Below are 17,228 nucleotides of genomic sequence, written 5' to 3' on the forward strand. Positions count from 1 at the left end.
TCACCTTGTGGCCATTCAACCCGTTCCAGCCGATATCCTGTCCAGCAGCCCAGCGCCTGAAGTGCCTTGCGATCGAGCAACTCCGCCTCCTGAATTCCATAAAAGTCAGGACTCAGGTTACGCAATCATCCTCAGAAGCTCCACGGTTTCCTACGAAGAACCTTTTTTATGCGTGAGCGGTTCTAGTCGCGGTCGTTTTCGATGCAGTACCGCACGATCGCTTCGAGCACCGCATCGTCCTCGCCGACGGCGCCCGCACAACGCAGGCGCACATCCGGATGCTCGCTCTGGCATTGCGCGATCAGCGCGGGCAGATCGCGGCGCACGTGGCCGCCCTGGCCGAAGAACACCGGCACGACCGTGATCGTGTCGCAGCCTGCCGCGGCCTGGCCGGCGATCGCATCGGGCAGGCTCGGCGTCATCAGTTCGAGAAAGGCGAGGCCGACCGGCCCCGCATCGCCGCGCGTGGCGGAAAGCTTCGCGGCGAGCCGCTGGAACGGCTCCTGCCAGCGCGCGTCGCGCGCGCCGTGGCCGAAGAGAATCATGCCGTGCGTGCCCATGCTTGCGAGCCTGTGCGAATTAGCGGCCGAACTATCGGCTGAACGCTACCGGCATCAATGCCGGTCGACCCATTTGAGCCCGATCAGCCCGACCGCTAGATAGATGAGCCCCGGTGTCGCCGCCGTGAGCGGCGCGGGCCAGGTGTTCAGTGTACCCACGTGCGAGAACAGCGTGTTGACGAGCTGGAAGCTCATGCCGAGCATGATCCCGCCGAATACCTTCATGCCCACCACGCCGGCGCGCGTATGCAGATACGCGAACGGCAGCGAGAGCACGAGCATCACGAACACCGCGAACGGGTAGAGCAGCTTGCGCCAGAACGCGATCTGGTAGCGCTGCGCGTCCTGATGGTTCTCGGTCAGATGCTGGATGTAGCGGAACAGGTTGAACATCGACATCCGGTCGGGCGATACGAGCAGCACCGAGAGAATGTTCGGCGTGAGCTCCGAGCGCAGCGAGTATTCGGGCGCCGAGGTCTGCTGGGCGCGATAGACCGGATTGAGCGCATCGACCGGCTGGTTCTGCGGTGGCGCCACGCCGATCAGTTGCGTATCGGTCACGTCCTTGAGCAGCCAGTGACCCGGCGGCTGGAACGTGCCGCTCTTCGCGAGGCGCACGTTGGAGAGCCGGAACTGCGAATCGAATTCGTAGATGCGCACGTTCGTGATGGTCGCATCGGGCAGCAGCTCCCCGACGTTCACGAAGCGCGTGACCTGCTCGCCGTCGGCGCGTGCGGTGAGTGTGTCCTTCACCCACACGCCCGACTGGAAGTTGCTCGACACGGCCGAGCCCAACGCCTCGAGGCGCACGCGCTCGGAGAGCTGGTCGGTGTAAGGGCCGACGACTTCGCCGATCAGGTAGGTGAGCAGCACGAGCGGCACGCCGATCTTGAGCAACGAGCGCAGCGCCTGGTTGGTGGCGAGACCCGACACGCGAAAGATCGTGTACTCGGAATTCGCGGCCATTTGCGCGAACACGTAGATCGCGGCGATGAGCGCCGCGACCGGGATGATCTCGTAGAGCCGCGAGGGCGCCTGGAGCGCCACGCGCAGCACCGCGTACTGGAATTTGTAGTTGCCGTGGCCGACCGAGTTCAGCTCGTTGATGAGGTCGAAGAAGAAGAACAGGCCGGAGAAGGCGAACAGGATGAAGATGAACGTCAGGTAGACCTGGCGAGCGAAGTATTTTTCGTAAATGCGCATCGGTCAGTTTCCCTCTCAGTTGCAAGGAGAGGCGCGCCGGAACATCGCACGTGTAAAGAGCGGCCGGTTGCGCACGCGTATCCAGAAGATGAACACGACGAGCGCGAGCACCACGGCGTGCAGCAGGACGAGACCGACGCCGAAGGGCATCTTGCCTTGCTCGATCTGCGACTGCACGACGTTGAGCAGGTTCGAATAGGTGAGGTAGATCAGCACCGCCATCACGAGATTGATCGTGCGGCTGCGGCGCGGGTTCTGGTAGGCGAGCGGAATGCCGAGCAGCATCAGGTTGATCGCGATGAGCGGCAGGCCGGCGCGCCAGGCGAGTTCGCCCAGGTTGTCGTTGGTCGGGTGGCGCAGCAGGCCCGGCGTGGACGTGGTGCTCGCCGAAGGCGTGTTCACGAGCGGCTGGCTCGTGATCTTCACGCCATAACGCTGGAACTCGCTGATGCGAAAGTCCGGGTGGCCGGGCTCGCCGTCGTAGCGGCGGCCGTTTTCGAGCACGACGAAGCGGTCGCCGCCCTTCATGGTTTCGGTGTGGCCCGTCTTCGAGACGATCACGCTCACCTTGCCGTTTTCCGTGCTCGTGACGAACACGTTCTCCACGCGGCCCTGGTCGGGGCTCATGCTCTCGATGAAGAACACGCGGTGCGTGGTGGGCGATTCGCGGAACTGGCCGGGCGCGAGCAGCGACACTTCATCGCGCTGCTGGAAGCGCGCGCGAATCAGCTTGCTCTGCGCATTCGACCACGGCCAGCCGATGAACGCGAAGAACACGATCAGCAGGATGATCGGCGCGGCAAAGGTGGCGACCGGCTTGATCAGGCGCGTGAGGCTCACCCCGGAGGAGAGCCACACGACCATTTCGGAATCCTTGTACCAGCGCGTGAGGACGAACAGGATCGACACGAACAGCGTGACGATGAGCATGACGGCCATGTAGCCGATCACGGTGAGTCCGATCAGCACCAGCACGTCGCGCGGGTCGATCTGACCGGACGCGGCGAAGCCGACGATGCGGATCATCATCGTCGTCAGCATGATCGTGAGCAGAACCATGAACACGGCGCCGGCCGTGTACGCGAGTTCGCGCTGCAGGGAACGTTCGAAGATCATTCTTGATGGGCAGGGCGGGCGGACCGTGCCGGGAGGCGCGCAGCTCGCGCAACCGTCCAGGAGCCGCCGCGGGAAAAATAGCGGATAATTGCGGCTTTCATCCTAAGCCCTGATTTTATCCGAGGACAAGCGCGATGGACTTTAGCATAAAAGCCTGTGACTGGAGCAAAGGCGGGGACGGCCCCTTCCTGACCGGCAAGTCGGATTGTGTCGTGGTCGGCGTGTTCGAGGCGCAAACCCTGTCGGGCGCGGCGTTCGCCATCGACAGCGCCATTGGCGGCGCAATCGCGCGCGTCGTCAAGGCCGGCGACATCGACGGCAAGGCCGGCTCCACGCTGTTCCTGCCGGAAGTGAGCGGCATCGGCGCCTCGCGCGTGCTGCTCGTGGGTCTCGGCAAGCAGGACGCGTTCGGCCAGAAGGCTTACGGCGACGCGGTCAAGGCCGCCTGGCGCGCGATCCTCGGCACGAAGATCGCGCAGGTCACCTTCACGCTCGCGCAATTGCCGGTGAAGGAGCGCACGGGCGACTGGGGCGTGCGCACCGCCATTCTCGCGCTGCGCAACGAGACCTATCGCTTCACGCAGATGAAGAGCAAGCCCGACGTCTCGCAGCGGGCCCTCAAGCGCGTGGTCTTCAGCATCGACGCCGCCGAAGAGAAGGCCGCGAAGCTGGCGGCGAAGCAGTCCGTCGCGCTCGCCAACGGCATGGACCTCACGCGCGACCTCGGCAATCTGCCGGGCAACGTCTGCACGCCGACCTATCTCGCGGCCACGGCCAAGAAGCTCGCGCGCGACTGGAAGCTCAAGGTCGAGGTGCTCGGCCAGCGCCAGATCGAGACGCTCAAGATGGGTTCGTTTCTTTCGGTAACAAAGGGCTCGGTCGAGCCGCCGCAGTTCATCGTGCTGCACTATCAGGGCGCCAGCGCCAAGGCCGCGCCCATCGTGCTGGTCGGCAAGGGCATCACGTTCGACACGGGCGGCATTTCGCTCAAGCCGGGCGAGGGCATGGACGAGATGAAGTACGACATGTGCGGCGCGGGCTCCGTGCTCGGCACGATCCGCGCGGTCGCCGAAATGGGGCTCAAGCTCAACGTGATCGGCATCATCCCGACCTGCGAGAACATGCCCGCGGGCAACGCCACGAAGCCGGGCGACATCGTCACGACGATGGCGGGCCTCACGGTCGAAGTGCTCAACACCGACGCCGAAGGCCGCCTGATCCTGTGCGATGCGCTCACCTATGCCGAGCGCTTCAAGCCGGCCGCCGTGGTCGACATCGCCACGCTCACGGGCGCCTGCATCATCGCGCTCGGCCATCACAACAGCGGCCTCTTCTCGAAGGACGACGCGCTCGCGGGCGAACTGCTCGACGCCTCGCGCGAAGCGAACGATCCGGCCTGGCGCCTGCCGCTCGACGACGAGTATCAGGACCAGCTCAAGTCGAACTTTGCCGACCTCGCCAACATCGGCGGGCGTCCGGCGGGCAGCGTGACGGCGGCGTGCTTCCTCTCGCGTTTCACCGAAAACTACCCGTGGGCGCACCTCGACATCGCCGGCACGGCGTGGAAGAGCGGCGCGGCCAAGGGCGCGACGGGCCGTCCGGTGCCGCTGCTCGCCCAGTTCCTGATCGATCGTGCCGGGCAATGAGGGCAGGAATGGAGATTGCTGCCCACCTGACGGTGTGTAAAGTGGTGCGGGCATGACGCGCATCGATTTCCACACGAACGTCGGCGACTCGCTGCTGTATGCGTGCCGCCTCGTGCGCAAGGCGTATCAGGCGGGCCAGCAGGCGGTCGTGCTGGCCGAGCCCGCGCGCCTGCGCGCGTTCGACGAGATGTTGTGGACCTTTTCGCCGCTCGATTTCGTGCCGCACTGCATGGCCGAGAGCCCTCAAGCGGGCGAATCGCCCATCGTGCTGGCAACGGATCTCGAGCGTGCGCCGCATCATCGTGTGCTGCTCAATCTCGGCGCCGAGGTCCCGCCACAGTTCGCACGCTTCGAGCGCCTGCTCGAAGTGATTGGCGATGCGCCCGACGAACTCGCGTCGGGCCGTGAGCGCTATCGTTTCTACCGCGACCGCGGTTACGCGCTCAACAACTACAAGCAGGGCGGCTGAGGCCGGACGCGCGAGGCGTACCGGCGCAAGGCCGACTGCCCCGATCGATGGAGGTAAACATGTCCGGCATGCACGACTCGGAAGATAGTGCGATTCCGCTCTTGAACGAGGTGATGGTGAGCGGCAATCCGCTGCGCGCGCACAACGTCGAAGAGGCGAAGAGCGCGACGGCCGCTGCCGTCCAGGCCGCCGTGGCCGAGCGCGAGGAGGGCCTGTTCGCGCACGACGCCGACGCGCTCGTCGAGCGCCTGCGCGGCCGTTGCCTGACCTGGCTCACCGGCGAAGGCCGCGCCGTGATCGAGGCGCGCTGCAGCGCCGCGATGCAGGAGCATACGAACTGGCTCGTGGGCCAGGTGTCGCGCGAAATCGGTCTTGCGCTCGAAACGGAACTCACGAACTGGGTGAAGGCCGCCGTGCGCGAAGAACTGGCGGCGCGCGCGGGGCGTCCGCCTTCGGCCTGATTCACTTGAGCGTGCGGCGGTGGGCAGTCGCTCGGCGCCCGCGCCATCGCACCGTTCGCCTCACTTGAGCGTGAGGATCCAGCTCGCGAGCTGCGCCGCCTGTGCGGGGTTCAGCTGCGTGTTGGCCGGCATCGGCACGGTGCCCCACACGCCGCTGCCGCCTTCCAGAATCTTGTGGGTGAGATAGGCCTGCGCGTCGGGCTTGCCCGCGTACTTCGCGGCGACATCGCGCAGGGCGGGCCCCATGAAATTGCGGGTCACCGAGTGGCAGCTCATGCAGTTCTGCTGCTGGGCGAGCGCGAGACCGGTGGGTCCATGCTGCGCGCGGACCGGGGCTGCCCCGAGCGCGCCGGCAAGGCCGATGGCGAGCGCGGCGGCGAGCGTCGCTGTCTTGTTCTTCGCTTGCGACTTCCGTTTCATACTGGTCTCCGCCCGCGTATGCGCCGGCTGTGTCGTCGCATTATAAAAGCAAAGGGCGCACGTCCCGGACGTGCGCCCTTTGCTTTACTGCAGGTCGGGATTCGAGCGGCGCCAGGCCCGGCTTGGCCCCGCCTAGCCCGTCACCGCGCCCTGGTTCGCCGGGCGCGCGAGCGCCGCGTACTTCGCCATGACGCCGCGCGTGTAACGCGGCGCGGGCTGCTTCCAGGCCGCGCGCCGGCGTGCGAGTTCGGCGTCGTCCACGTTCAGTTGCAGCAGGAGCGTGTGAGCGTCGATGGTGATCGAGTCGCCTTCCTGCACGAGAGCGATCGTGCCGCCTTCAAACGCTTCCGGCGCGACGTGGCCCACCACCATGCCCCAGGTGCCGCCCGAGAAGCGCCCATCGGTGATGAGCCCCACCGACTCCCCCAGCCCCTTGCCGATGATCGCCGAAGTCGGCGCGAGCATTTCCGGCATGCCGGGCCCGCCCTTCGGGCCGAGGTAGCGCAGCACGACGACGTCGCCGGCCTTGATCTTGTCCGCGAGGATGGCTTCCATCGCGCTCTGCTCGTCGTCGAACACGCGCGCGGGGCCCGTGATGACCGGATTCTTCAGGCCCGTGATCTTGGCGACCGCGCCGTGCGTCGCGAGATTGCCCTTGAGGATCGCCAGATGGCCTTCCTTGTACAGCGCCTGGCTGATGGGGAAGATCACCTTCTGGTCCGCGCGCGGCGTGGACGGCACGTCCTTGAGTTCTTCCGCGATGGTCTTGCCCGTGATGGTGATGCAGTCGCCATGCAGGAGGCCCGCGTCGAGCAGGATCTTGAGCACCTGCGGAATGCCGCCGGCCTCGTGCAGGTCGGTCGCGACGTACTGGCCGGACGGCTTCAGGTCGCAGATCACCGGCACTTTCTTGCGCATGCGCTCGAAGTCGTCGATGGTCCATTCGATTTCCGCGGCATGCGCGATGGCGAGATAGTGCAGCACGGCATTGGTCGAACCGCCCGTCGCCATGATGAGCGCCACGGCGTTCTCGATCGACTTCTTCGTGATGATGTCGCGCGGCTTGAGGTCCTGCTTGACGGCCTCGACCAGCACGCGCGCCGATTCCGCCGCCGAGTCGACTTTCTCCTCGTCGGGGTTGGCCATCGTCGACGAATACATGAGCGACATGCCGAGCGCTTCGAACGACGAGCTCATCGTATTCGCGGTGTACATGCCGCCGCACGAGCCCGTGGAAGGGCAGGCGTTTTTCTCGACGCCCTCGAAATCTTCTTCGCTCATGCGCCCCGCGGTGAATTCGCCCACGGCCTCGAACGCCGAGACGATGGTGAGGGCCTTACCCTTCCAGTTGCCCGGGCGGATCGTGCCGCCATACACGTAGATGCCGGGCACGTTGATGCGTGCGAGCGCGATCATGCCGCCGGGCATGTTCTTGTCGCAGCCGCCGATCACGACCACACCGTCCATCCACTGGCCTTGCACGCAGGTCTCGATGCAGTCCGCGATGACTTCGCGCGAGACGAGCGAGTACTTCATGCCTTCGGTGCCCATCGACATGCCGTCCGAGATCGTGGGCGTGCCGAAGGTCTGCGGGTTCGCGTCGGCGCGCTTGATGGCGTCGACGGCCGCGTCGGCCAGCCGCTGCAGGCCGGCGTTGCACGGCGTGATGGTCGAATGGCCATTGGCGACGCCGATCATCGGCTTGTCGAAATCGGCTTTCTCGTAGCCGAGCGCGTAATACATCGAACGATTGGGCGAGCGGGCGACGCCTTGCGTGATGTGCCTCGAACGACGGTTATAGGGCATGGGGACCTCCGGTGAATTTTGTCTCGGACGCCGGGTGTGGGTTCTGGTTCGGGGGGCGCCGGCACGTCTATCGAAGCATGCGATTTCGCGAGAACGCTGTCCAATATATTATTCGTGGTCTATTGAGTCGTAAAACATATCAACATGACCCCAACGCGAGAACGCCGCCGATGAATCCGACGATCCCCGATCTGCGCCAGCTTCGCTATTTCGTCGCCGTGGCCGAGGAGCAGCATTTCGGCCGCGCGGCGGCGCGCCTGTCGATGACGCAGCCGCCGCTCTCGCAGGCCATTCGCGCGCTGGAGGAGACGCTGGGCGTGGAGCTGTTCGCGCGCACGCGCCGTTCGGTCGAATTGACGGCCGTGGGCGCCGATCTGCTGCCGGAGGTGAGGCGCCTGCTGGCAAGCGCCGAAGCGCTGCGGCCGCTCGCGCAGAGCCTCGCGCGCGGCGAGGCGGGCGTGCTCGCGCTGGCCTTCGTTTCGACCGCCGACTACGGCTTGCTGCCGCTCTTGCTGCGCGACTTCGGCGCGCGCTATCCGCGCGTGCGCCTGCAGCTCGCCGAAGCCACGAGCGACGTGCAGGTGGAAGAGCTGGTGGCGGGCCGCATCGACGCGGGTCTCGTGATCGCCCCCGTGCCGCCGCGCCACGCGGCCCAGCTTGCTTACCAGCCGGTCGCGCGCGAGCCGCTCGTGGTCGCCATGCCCTCGGCGCTGTCGGTGCGCCTTGGCGGGCCTTCAGCCGACGACTGGCACGACGCGCCCGTGAGCCTGCGCGATCTCGCCGATGCGCCGCTCGTCGTCTTTCCGCGCCATCTGGCCCCGGGTTTCTACGACACCATCATGGACTGCTACGGCGCGGCCGGCCTCGCGCCCCTGATCGGCCAGGAAGCGATCCAGATGCAGACGATCGTGAGCCTCGTCTCGGCCGGCATGGGCGTGGCGCTCGTGCCGCAGTCGCTGCGCCATCTGCGGCGCACGGGCGTCGTGTACCGGCCGCTCGCCGGGGCGGTGCCGGCCATCGAAACGGGCCTCGTCTGGCGCTCGGCCGAGGTGAGCCCGGTGCTCGCGGCGTTCATCGAGATCGTGCGCGCGCACGCGGCGACGGCGGGCTGGCCTGCGCGCGAGGGCTAGCCGGAAGCCGGGCCGACCGCGTCCGTCATCTGTCGCCGTTACACTCGCGGCGCAGCGCCAAACGTGCATTTTGGTTCGCGCCCCCTCGCGTCGGCGATAATGTCACGCCGTGACGCGCCGGCTGCGAACCTCGCCGCTTTGCAAACGTCCAACGTGCCTGGCCCGCTTGTGTGAGCGGCGCGGAACTGCTTACAACCCGATTTCAATCGATATCGCCGACAAGACTTCATCCACGATGCTCATCCACCCGAACTTCGACCCCGTCGCCATTCATCTGGGGCCGCTCGCCGTGCGCTGGTACGGCCTCATGTATCTCGTCGGCTTCATTCTGGCGATCGTGATCGGCCGTCTGCGCCTGCGTCTGCCTTACGTGGCCGCGCAGGGCTGGACCGCGAAAGACATCGACGACATGCTGTTCTACGGCGTGCTCGGCACGATCCTGGGCGGGCGCCTGGGCTACGTGCTGTTCTACAAGGCGAGCTGGTACTTCGCGCATCCGCTCGACATCTTCAAGGTCTGGGAAGGCGGCATGTCGTTTCACGGCGGCTTCCTCGGCGTGACGTTCGCGATGGTGCTGTTCGCGTGGCAACGCGGCCGCACCTGGCTGCAGGTCACGGACTTCGTTGCGCCGATGGTGCCCACGGGGCTCGCCTTCGGCCGTCTCGGCAACTTCATCAACGGCGAACTGTGGGGCCGCGTGACCTCGCCCGATTCGCCGTGGGCCATGCTGTTTCCGGGCGCCGCGAACGACGACGCCGCGTGGCTCGCCGCGCATCCGCAACTGGCCGCGCAGTGGCATCTGAACGAAGTGTTCGCGCAGTACCATCTGCTGCCGCGCCATCCTTCGGAGCTGTACGAAATCGCGCTGGAAGGCATCGCGCTCTTCATCGTGCTGATTCTGTTCGCGCGCAAGCCGCGCCCCGTCGGCGCGATTTCGGCCATGTTCCTGATCGGCTATGGTCTCGCGCGCTTCACGGTCGAGTTCGCACGCGAACCCGATGACTTCCTCGGCCTGCTGGCGCTCGGCCTCTCGATGGGCCAGTGGCTCTCGCTGCCGATGATCATCGTGGGCATTGGCCTGATGGCGTGGGCGTATCGCCGCGCCAAACGCGGCAACGACGGCGCACAGGTAGCGGGCGCGAAGAGCTGACGCGCACGCGAACGCGAACGCGCCACGCGTTTTAGCCCATGAAAAAGGCCACGGTTTTCACCGTGGCCTTTTTGCTTGCGTGGCTTGTATCGCGCGCTTTACTTCATCTGCACCGAGCCGGAGACGTTGACCGTCACCGTGGACGTGCCGCCTTCGAGCGGCACCGGTGCTGACATCTTCGCGTCAGCCGAAGCGGCGCGCGCGCTCATCATCATCATGGGGCGCGGCATCACGCCCGAGTGCCCCACGTTCACGTCGCGAATCGTGTAGCTGCTGTAGCCGAACGCGCGCGTGGCCGAAAGCGCCTGGTCGCGGAACGAGGCGATGGCCTGGCCCGACAGCTTTTGCTCGGCGGCGCGTTGCGCCTCGGGCGACAGCGAGAACTGCACGTTGCCCACCTGCATGATCGATGAGAGATCGCCGGCGAGCTTCGACGCCGCCGCGAAATCATGCGACTCGAGCACGACTTCCGTGCGGCCGCGCCAGGCGGAGATGCGCCCGTCGCGATCCGTCGAAGGGAAGATCGAGAACTGGCCCGAGTGCGCGGTTACACCCGCGACGCCTCTCGCGCGTTGAAGCGCGGAGTCGGCGCGCTGATTGAGCGTCGCGGTGAGCGAGGCGGGATCGTTCGCTTCCTGTTCGTAGAACAGCGTAATGTTGACGACGTCCTGCGGGACTTCGGCGCTCGCCTGCGCAGACAGCGAAAGCACGCCTGAGGGCTGCTGGAGGCGCGCGTCGCTCTGTGCGAACGCGGCGCCCGGCGCGAGCGTCATGGCGAGGGGGAGGGCGGCAGCCAATGCGGCGGCGAGCGTGACGGCAGTTTTTCGGTTCATTGAGGCTCCTTGCAGAACTGGTGTCGCGCGCGAGGCATACGTGGCGACGCGCGACTGTGCGCGATTGTGCTTGAAGTCGCGCACGGATGCTGTGTGCGTGCGCGGCCGCCTGCGTCGACGCAGAACCGAACCGCCTCACATCAGATGTTTTGTGATGAAGTTCCACTCGGCCGTCGTGACCGGCGTGATCGAGAGGCGATTGCCCCTGGCGAGCACGCGCATGTCCGCGAGTTCCTCGTGTTCGCGCAAGGCGGCAAGAGCAATTAGCGGGCACTTCTTCTTGAACACGACGTCGACGAGGATCCAGCGCGGATTCTCGTGCGTCGATTTCGCGTCGTAGTAAGGGCTTTTCGGATCGAACTGCGTGGGATCGGGGTAGGCCGTGGACGACACCTGCGCGATGCCCGCGATGCCGGGCTCGGGGCAGCTCGAGTGATAGAACAGCACGCCGTCGCCTTGCTGCATGGTGTCGCGCATGAAATTGCGCGCCTGGTAGTTTCGTACGCCGGTCCAGGGCAGCGTGCGCTGCGGCGCGTTTGCGAGGTCGTCGATGCTTGCTTCGTCGGGTTCGGACTTCATCAGCCAGTAGCGCATGAGTCGAAATTCACGTCGAAAGGGGAGAGGGGCGAGTGTGCATGCCGCGAAAAACGCCAATGCACGCCGCACAAAGGAAAACGGCATCGGACTGTGGTCCGATGCCGTTTGAATAGGTCCCCGCCATAGCCGCTAGGCCGGCATCCTGAACCGAGGGTTCAGAATTGGTCGCAGTTAGCAGCACTTCGGGTACATCAGACTGTGTGACGCGCACGCCCGTGCTACAAATTTCCGCAACCGTGCACATGGCATTGGTTCAAGGAATATATGACCTTGGCGAACCAGGCAGGGAAGCTGACTAAACTGTTTGGCAGCGTGTTTAGAAACGCGCGTTTCTAAACAAATCAACGCTACCTTTGAACAACATCATACCGCACGTTGCTGCGTAACACTGCGGCTTACAACCGCGGCATACATCAGCGCTTATTGCACACCGTACTGGTGAATCACGGCGCCGAGTTGTTCGTTCATTTGGCGCATTGTACGACGGATTTCTTCGGCTGGGAATGCTTCCCCGTGACGCACGCTGGTTTGCAGGCGCAGCAGTTCCGAGGCGAGCGAGAGCGCCGCCATGACGGCGATGCGATCGGTGCCGCGCACGTTGCTGTGATTGCGGATCTTCGACATTTCGGCATCCACGCGCGCCACCGCTTCGAGCAGTGCCTGTTCCGTTTCCGGCGAACAGACGAGGCGATAGGTTTGGCCGAGGATCGTCGCTTCGATCTGCTTGGTGGTCATGCATTTTCTCCGTGGCGGGCCGCGTTGCTGTCGTCGTCGTTGCTCTGCGACGGCTCGAGCAGATCGAGCTGGTTGTCGCGTTCGTTACCGGCGCGTGCGCGTGGCAGCTTTTCGAGGATCGCGTTCAGACGCACCTGCGCATCGTCGATCTTGGCCGAGAGGGCATCGCGCTCTGCCTGCAGCGCGGCGCGCTCCTCGCGGACCTGTTCGAGTTCGGTGCGTGTTTCGTCGCATTGCGCACGCAGCTGCGCGAGTTGCTCTTCGAGTGCGAGGCGTGCTTCGTGTTGGCGCTGATTAATCTCGATCAGCCGCCCGATGTTTTGTGAGAGTGTTTCGAGTTCGTTGAGCATGTGCTGCGTCCTCTAAAGACAGGCATTCTAGCGCGGATTAACGCGTATTTTGATAATTGTGTCGTTTCCAGACGTAACAACCCGGCTTCTTACCCGAATCAGGCACAAAACCCTCGCTACGTGTGCGGCATACGCCGGGCGGGAACGTAATTTGCCAGCGCCGCGCACAAAGCGCATCGTCTCGATCATGGTCTGCGCGTTATAACATCACGGATTCATGGTCTTTTGCCAGTGCTTTCGCGAATCGCTTATGCCACGCGTCATGCGGAATCCCTGGCGACCAAAATACTGCGCTCTGTCGCGGCCTGCGTATACCCCTGCTGTCTTTCTGTGCGAGCTTGATTGAAATCCGCTGCCGAGTTCCCCTATGCGTTCCATGAGCCACGATGAGTCCCATGCTGTGCCACCGATCCACGCGCTGCCGCGGCGCTCGATGAGCGCGCGCCGTGCGTGCATGATCTGGGGCGCGCTCGCAGCCGTGGCGCTCGGGGTGTTCGCTGCATCGCTCGCAACCGGCAGTGTGAGCGTGACGTTTGCGCAGGCGCTGGCGGCGCTCGCTCCCGCGCATGACGTGCACGGCGCGCCGGACATGGCGATCCAGATCGTGCGTACGCTGCGCTTGCCGCGCGCGTTGGCGGGTTTTGCATGTGGTGGCTTGCTCGCGCTGGCGGGCGCGTTGCTGCAGGTGCTGCTGCGCAATCCGCTCGCGGAGCCCTATGTGCTCGGCGTTTCTGGCGGCGCGGCCGCATTCGCACTCGTGGCGATGATCGCGGGCGTGGCGTGGTGGGGCGTGCAGGCGAGCGCGTGTGCGGGTGCGTTCGTTTCGATCCTGCTCGTGCTCGGCCTCGCGCGCCGCGAGTTGTGGCGCGGCGAGCCGCAAGACAGCTCGCCGCGGCTGCTCCTGACGGGCGCGGTGACGGCGGCAGGCTGGGGCGCATTGATCACACTGCTGCTCACGCTCGCGCCCGACACGCGCCTGCGCGGCATGCTGTTCTGGCTCACGGGCGACCTCAATGGCGCGGCCACGCCATGGCCCGCGCTCGCGACGCTTGGCGTGGTCCTTGCGTGCATCGTCCCCGCCGCGCCGATGCTCAACGTGCTGCTGCGCGGCGACGCCGCCGCGCAGGCGCTCGGTGTGCCGGTGCTGCGTCTGCGCGTGGGCATTTATCTTGCCGCGTCGCTCGCGGCGGCCGCTGCGGTGACGACGGGCGGCACCATCGGCTTCGTGGGGCTCGTCGTGCCCCACATGCTGCGTCTCGCGTTCGGCAACGACCAGCGCATGCTCGTGCCCGCTGCCGCGCTCGCGGGCGGCGTGGCCGTGATGGGCGCGGACCTCGTCGCGCGTACGGTCGCGGCGCCTGCGCAGTTGCCGGTGGGCGTCGTAACCGCGCTCGCGGGCGTGCCCGTATTCCTGTGGATGCTGCTCGCGAGGCGCGGACGATGAGCGATACGCATCCTTCCCTGCTCGCGGTCCACGCGCTCTCGTTGCGTGCGGGCGCGCGCACGCTCGTGGAATCGCTCACGCAAAGGTTTGCCGCCGGCGAAATCTGGTGCGTGGCGGGCGCGAATGGCGCGGGCAAGACCACGCTGATCGGCGCGCTCGCGGGCCTGGGCGAGCCCTCGGCGGGACGCATCGAAGTCGAGGGCATCGCGCTCGCGCAGTGGCCGCCGGTGCGCCTCGCGCAGCGCCGCGCACTGATGCCGCAGGACCAGCGTGACGCCTTCAGCGCGAGCGTGATCGACACCGTGCTGCTCAATCGCTATCCGCATCTTTCGGGCTGGGGCTGGGAAGGCGACGCCGATCGCGCCGCCGCGCACGCCGCGCTCGCCACGCTCGGCCTCGAAGCGTTCGCCGCGCGCGATGTGCTGTCGCTTTCGGGCGGCGAGCGCCAGCGTGTCGCGCTCGCCGCCGCGCTCTGCCAGGGCGCGCCGCTCCTGCTGCTCGACGAGCCGCTCGCGCATCTGGACCTGCATCATCAGATTGCCTGTCTCGAAGCGCTCTCGCGCTGGGTGCGCAGTGAAGCGCGAGCGGTGCTGTTTTCGTGCCACGATCTCAATCTTGCGCGGCGCTTCGCAACGCACGCGCTCCTGCTCGACGGCCGCGGCGGTTTTCACGCGGGCCCCGTGCGCGATGTGCTCACGCCGGAGCGCGCGAGCGCCGCATTCGGTCATCCGCTCGTGCTGATCCGCGAGGGCGCGCACGAGGCGCTTGTCCCCGCACTCGGCTCGACATCTTCATCACCGCATTCGCCGGGATCGAACGGCGTGCGCTAGTGCGCCGCTGTCGCCCGCATCACCTCGAAACGAAATACACCATGACGTCATCGCTTACCGAACTGCTCGCCGTCGAACCGCTCGACCTCTCGTTGCGCGACGAACTGCAACGCCTCATCGACACGAAGACCAAACCGCCCGGTAGTCTCGGCCGGCTCGAAACGCTGGCGCGCCAGCTCGGCATGATCCAGGGCACGACGCGCCCGAGCGTCGAGCGTCCCGTGATGATCGTCTTCGCAGGCGACCACGGCATTGCTGCCGAAGGCGTGAGCCCGTACCCGCAGGCCGTCACCGCGCAGATGGTCGCGAACTTCGTGGCAGGGGGCGCGGCGATCAACGTGTTCAGCGACGTGGTGGGACTCACGCTCGAAGTCGTCAACGCGGGCGTGGCGACGCCGCTGCCGCCGTCGCCGACCCTCGTCGACGTGCCCATCGCGGCCGGCACGCGCAACTTCTCGCACGAGCGCGCCATGACGCGCGACGACGCCATCGCCGCGCTCGCGGCGGGCGCCGGGCGCGTGCGCCACCACGCGGCGCTCGGCACGAACGTGATCGGCTTTGGCGAAATGGGCATTGCGAACACGTCGTCGGCCGCTTGCCTGATGAGCCGGCTGTGCGGCGTGCCGATCGACGAATGCGTCGGGCGAGGCACCGGCCTCGACAATGCGGGCCTCGCGAAAAAGCGCAATGTGCTCGCGGCGGCGCTCGCGCATCATGCCGACGCGCGCGAGCCGCTCGACGTGCTTGCCGCGTTCGGCGGCTTCGAGATCGCAATGATGGCGGGCGCGTACCTCGAAGCGGCGCGCTCGCGCATGGCGATTCTCGTCGACGGCTTCATCGCCACCTCGGCGCTGCTCGTGGCCGACTCGCTCGCGCCGAACGTGCGCGACTACTGCGTGTTTGCGCACGCATCGAACGAAGCGGGGCACCGCCGCATGCTCGATCACTTCGGCGCGCGCGAACTGCTCACGCTCGACCTGCGGCTGGGCGAGGGCACGGGCGCGGCGCTCGCGGTGCCGCTGCTGCGTGCGGCGGTGGCGTTCCTCAACGACATGGCGAGTTTCGAGTCGGCCGGCGTCGACAATCGCAGTGATCGCCACGCCTGAGCGCCGCGCGATGAATCCACTGGCAGAGCTGCGCTATTTCTTCACAGCGCTGGGCTATTTCACGCGCGTGCCGGTGCCGCGCTGGGTGGGCTTCGAACCCGCGTGGCTCAACGCGGCGGCGCGCTACTTTCCGCTCGTCGGCGCGTTGATCGGGGCGCTTGGGGCGCTCGTCTATCTCGCCGCGTTGCGCGTGTTTCCGGCGAACGTGGCCGTGCTGCTGTCGATGGCCGTCACGCTCCTCGCGACGGGCGCCTTCCACGAAGACGGTCTCGCCGACTGCCTCGACGCATTCGGCGGTGCGTACGCCCGTGAGGACGTCCTGCGCATCATGCACGATTCGCGCATCGGCGCGTTCGGCGCGATCGGTCTCGTGATGGCGCTCGCGCTCAAGTGGCAGACGCTCGCGGCGCTGCCGCCGGCGCGCGCCGCACTGCTGATGATCGCCGGCCACGCCGCGAGCCGCGCGTGCGCGATCAGCTATCTCGTCTCGCTCGAGTATGTGCGTCCCGAGGGCAAGGCCAAGCCCGTCGCGCAGCGCATGAGCGTGCCCGCGTGGCTGTGCGCGTGCGTGTTCGGCTTGCCATGGCTGTTCTGGCCGGTGTGGTCCGGCGCGCCCGACTGGCGCGCGGGCGTCGCGATGCTCGTCGTGCTCGCCGTGTTGCGCTATGCACTGGGACGTTACTTCGTGCGCCGCATCGGCGGCTATACGGGCGATTGTCTCGGCTTCGCCCAACAGGTGTTCGAGATCGCCATCTACCTCGTGGGGCTCGCATGGATCTCGTTCTGATCCGCCATCCCGCCGTGGCGGTGGATGCGGGCATGTGCTACGGCGCGAGCGACGTGCCGCTCGCGGGCGACCCGACGCAGCAGGCCGCGTCGCTCGCCGGGCGGATTGCGGCGCTCGGCGTACGCGAACCGCAGCGTATCGAAACGAGTCCGCTCACGCGCTGCGCGAGCGTGGCGGCGGCGCTCGGCGATCTGCGCGGCCCCACGCCGCAAGCCGAAGCACGCCTCGCAGAGATGGATTTCGGCGCGTGGGAGATGCAGCATTGGGACGCGATCGAGCGCGCGCAGATCGACGCATGGGCCGCGAATTTCGAGCATGCGCGCGAGCACGGCGGCGAGAGCGTCGCGCAGTTCGATGCGCGTGTAGCCGGCTGGTTCGACACGCTCGACGCGCGCGAGAAGTCCACCGTTTGGGCCGTCACGCATGCGGGCGTGATGCGCACCGTCACGGCGCGCGCGCTCGGCGTGCCGCTCGCGCGCTGCGTGCGCTGGCCGCTGGAGATGGGCGCGATCGTGCATTTGCGTTACGACGCGTCAAGCGCCCTGTGGCTGCTGGCGCGCTGGAACGCCTAACGAGTCATTTCGG

At 66.5% G+C, this 17,228-nt stretch carries 19 protein-coding genes and 1 other RNA gene; 10 read left to right on the top strand and 10 right to left on the bottom strand.

Going from position 1 to position 17,228, the window contains the following annotated elements; genetic code table 11:
• Window positions 1-182: 182 nt before the first annotated feature.
• Genes AB4Y42_RS27450 through lptF form a run of 3 tightly spaced genes read right to left on the bottom strand, consistent with a single transcriptional unit; the run spans window position 183 to window position 2,879 of the window.
• Window positions 183-560: a sirohydrochlorin chelatase gene (locus AB4Y42_RS27450; protein ID WP_368691946.1), complete on the bottom strand. Its 378-nt coding sequence runs from the start codon at window positions 558-560 to the stop codon at window positions 183-185.
• Window positions 561-614: 54 nt separating this feature from the next.
• Window positions 615-1,763 carry an LPS export ABC transporter permease LptG gene (gene lptG / locus AB4Y42_RS27455; protein ID WP_368691945.1) on the bottom strand — a complete coding sequence of 383 codons (1,149 nt, stop codon included), beginning with the start codon at window positions 1,761-1,763 and terminating at the stop codon, window positions 615-617.
• Between the two features lie 15 nt (window positions 1,764-1,778).
• Complete coding sequence (lptF, locus tag AB4Y42_RS27460) at window positions 1,779-2,879, bottom strand: LPS export ABC transporter permease LptF (protein WP_368695924.1); 1,101 nt, start codon at window positions 2,877-2,879, stop codon at window positions 1,779-1,781.
• 134 nt (window positions 2,880-3,013) lie between these two features.
• Between lptF and AB4Y42_RS27465 the strand changes: the two genes are divergently transcribed.
• Genes AB4Y42_RS27465 through AB4Y42_RS27475 form a run of 3 tightly spaced genes read left to right on the top strand, consistent with a single transcriptional unit; the run spans window position 3,014 to window position 5,455 of the window.
• Window positions 3,014-4,525 (top strand): leucyl aminopeptidase, encoded by a 1,512-nt coding sequence (locus AB4Y42_RS27465; protein ID WP_069265459.1) that lies wholly within the window; start codon window positions 3,014-3,016, stop codon window positions 4,523-4,525.
• Window positions 4,526-4,577: 52 nt separating this feature from the next.
• On the top strand, window positions 4,578-4,994 hold the full coding sequence (locus tag AB4Y42_RS27470; protein ID WP_368691944.1) for a DNA polymerase III subunit chi: 417 nt from the start codon (window positions 4,578-4,580) through the stop codon (window positions 4,992-4,994).
• Window positions 4,995-5,053: 59 nt separating this feature from the next.
• Window positions 5,054-5,455 carry a DUF2486 family protein gene (locus tag AB4Y42_RS27475; RefSeq protein WP_069265458.1) on the top strand — a complete coding sequence of 134 codons (402 nt, stop codon included), beginning with the start codon at window positions 5,054-5,056 and terminating at the stop codon, window positions 5,453-5,455.
• Window positions 5,456-5,515: 60 nt separating this feature from the next.
• Here the strand turns inward: AB4Y42_RS27475 and AB4Y42_RS27480 are convergent, their stop codons facing one another.
• Window positions 5,516-5,875, bottom strand: coding sequence for a c-type cytochrome (locus AB4Y42_RS27480; protein WP_368691943.1), 360 nt, complete (start codon window positions 5,873-5,875; stop codon window positions 5,516-5,518).
• A 132-nt stretch (window positions 5,876-6,007) separates the two neighbouring features.
• Window positions 6,008-7,681, bottom strand: a complete 1,674-nt coding sequence (gene ilvD, locus AB4Y42_RS27485; protein WP_368691942.1) for a dihydroxy-acid dehydratase — start codon at window positions 7,679-7,681, stop codon at window positions 6,008-6,010.
• Window positions 7,682-7,851: 170 nt separating this feature from the next.
• Here ilvD and AB4Y42_RS27490 point away from each other — a divergent pair, with 170 nt between their 5' ends.
• The gene (locus tag AB4Y42_RS27490) at window positions 7,852-8,811 is read left to right on the top strand and encodes a LysR family transcriptional regulator (protein WP_368695925.1); all 960 of its coding nucleotides are present in this window, start codon (window positions 7,852-7,854) and stop codon (window positions 8,809-8,811) included.
• Between the two features lie 235 nt (window positions 8,812-9,046).
• Window positions 9,047-9,961, top strand: a complete 915-nt coding sequence (lgt, locus tag AB4Y42_RS27495; RefSeq protein WP_368695926.1) for a prolipoprotein diacylglyceryl transferase — start codon at window positions 9,047-9,049, stop codon at window positions 9,959-9,961.
• 98 nt (window positions 9,962-10,059) lie between these two features.
• Here lgt and AB4Y42_RS27500 read toward each other — a convergent pair whose 3' ends face one another.
• From AB4Y42_RS27500 to AB4Y42_RS27520, 5 genes are all read right to left on the bottom strand, one after another.
• Window positions 10,060-10,794, bottom strand: coding sequence for an SIMPL domain-containing protein (locus AB4Y42_RS27500; RefSeq protein WP_368695927.1), 735 nt, complete (start codon window positions 10,792-10,794; stop codon window positions 10,060-10,062).
• Window positions 10,795-10,929: 135 nt separating this feature from the next.
• A complete protein-coding gene (locus tag AB4Y42_RS27505) occupies window positions 10,930-11,388 on the bottom strand; it encodes an EVE domain-containing protein (RefSeq protein ID WP_368691939.1) in 459 nt (152 codons plus the stop codon).
• Window positions 11,389-11,501: 113 nt separating this feature from the next.
• Window positions 11,502-11,683: non-coding RNA, 6S RNA (gene ssrS, locus AB4Y42_RS27510), on the bottom strand.
• A 128-nt stretch (window positions 11,684-11,811) separates the two neighbouring features.
• Complete coding sequence (locus tag AB4Y42_RS27515) at window positions 11,812-12,126, bottom strand: cell division protein ZapA (RefSeq protein ID WP_042268772.1); 315 nt, start codon at window positions 12,124-12,126, stop codon at window positions 11,812-11,814.
• Complete coding sequence (locus tag AB4Y42_RS27520; protein WP_028207759.1) at window positions 12,123-12,476, bottom strand: hypothetical protein; 354 nt, start codon at window positions 12,474-12,476, stop codon at window positions 12,123-12,125. Before AB4Y42_RS27520 ends, AB4Y42_RS27515 begins: the two co-directional genes overlap by 4 nt.
• Before the next feature lie 433 nt (window positions 12,477-12,909).
• Here AB4Y42_RS27520 and AB4Y42_RS27525 point away from each other — a divergent pair, with 433 nt between their 5' ends.
• From AB4Y42_RS27525 to cobC, 5 genes are read left to right on the top strand one after another with little or no spacing between them, the layout of a single operon-like run.
• The gene (locus tag AB4Y42_RS27525) at window positions 12,910-13,920 is read left to right on the top strand and encodes a FecCD family ABC transporter permease (protein ID WP_368695998.1); all 1,011 of its coding nucleotides are present in this window, start codon (window positions 12,910-12,912) and stop codon (window positions 13,918-13,920) included.
• Window positions 13,917-14,750 (top strand): ABC transporter ATP-binding protein, encoded by an 834-nt coding sequence (locus tag AB4Y42_RS27530; RefSeq protein WP_368691938.1) that lies wholly within the window; start codon window positions 13,917-13,919, stop codon window positions 14,748-14,750. Before AB4Y42_RS27525 ends, AB4Y42_RS27530 begins: the two co-directional genes overlap by 4 nt.
• A gap of 41 nt (window positions 14,751-14,791) precedes the next feature.
• Window positions 14,792-15,856 (top strand): nicotinate-nucleotide--dimethylbenzimidazole phosphoribosyltransferase, encoded by a 1,065-nt coding sequence (cobT, locus tag AB4Y42_RS27535; protein WP_368691937.1) that lies wholly within the window; start codon window positions 14,792-14,794, stop codon window positions 15,854-15,856.
• 10 nt (window positions 15,857-15,866) lie between these two features.
• A complete protein-coding gene (locus tag AB4Y42_RS27540; protein ID WP_368691936.1) occupies window positions 15,867-16,643 on the top strand; it encodes an adenosylcobinamide-GDP ribazoletransferase in 777 nt (258 codons plus the stop codon).
• The gene (gene cobC / locus AB4Y42_RS27545) at window positions 16,628-17,215 is read left to right on the top strand and encodes an alpha-ribazole phosphatase (protein WP_368695928.1); all 588 of its coding nucleotides are present in this window, start codon (window positions 16,628-16,630) and stop codon (window positions 17,213-17,215) included. Before AB4Y42_RS27540 ends, cobC begins: the two co-directional genes overlap by 16 nt.
• The last annotated feature ends 13 nt before the right edge of the window (window positions 17,216-17,228 follow it).

Origin of the sequence: Paraburkholderia sp. EG286B (assembly GCF_040965655.1) — a bacterium.
Classification (GTDB): Bacteria; Pseudomonadota; Gammaproteobacteria; order Burkholderiales; family Burkholderiaceae; genus Paraburkholderia.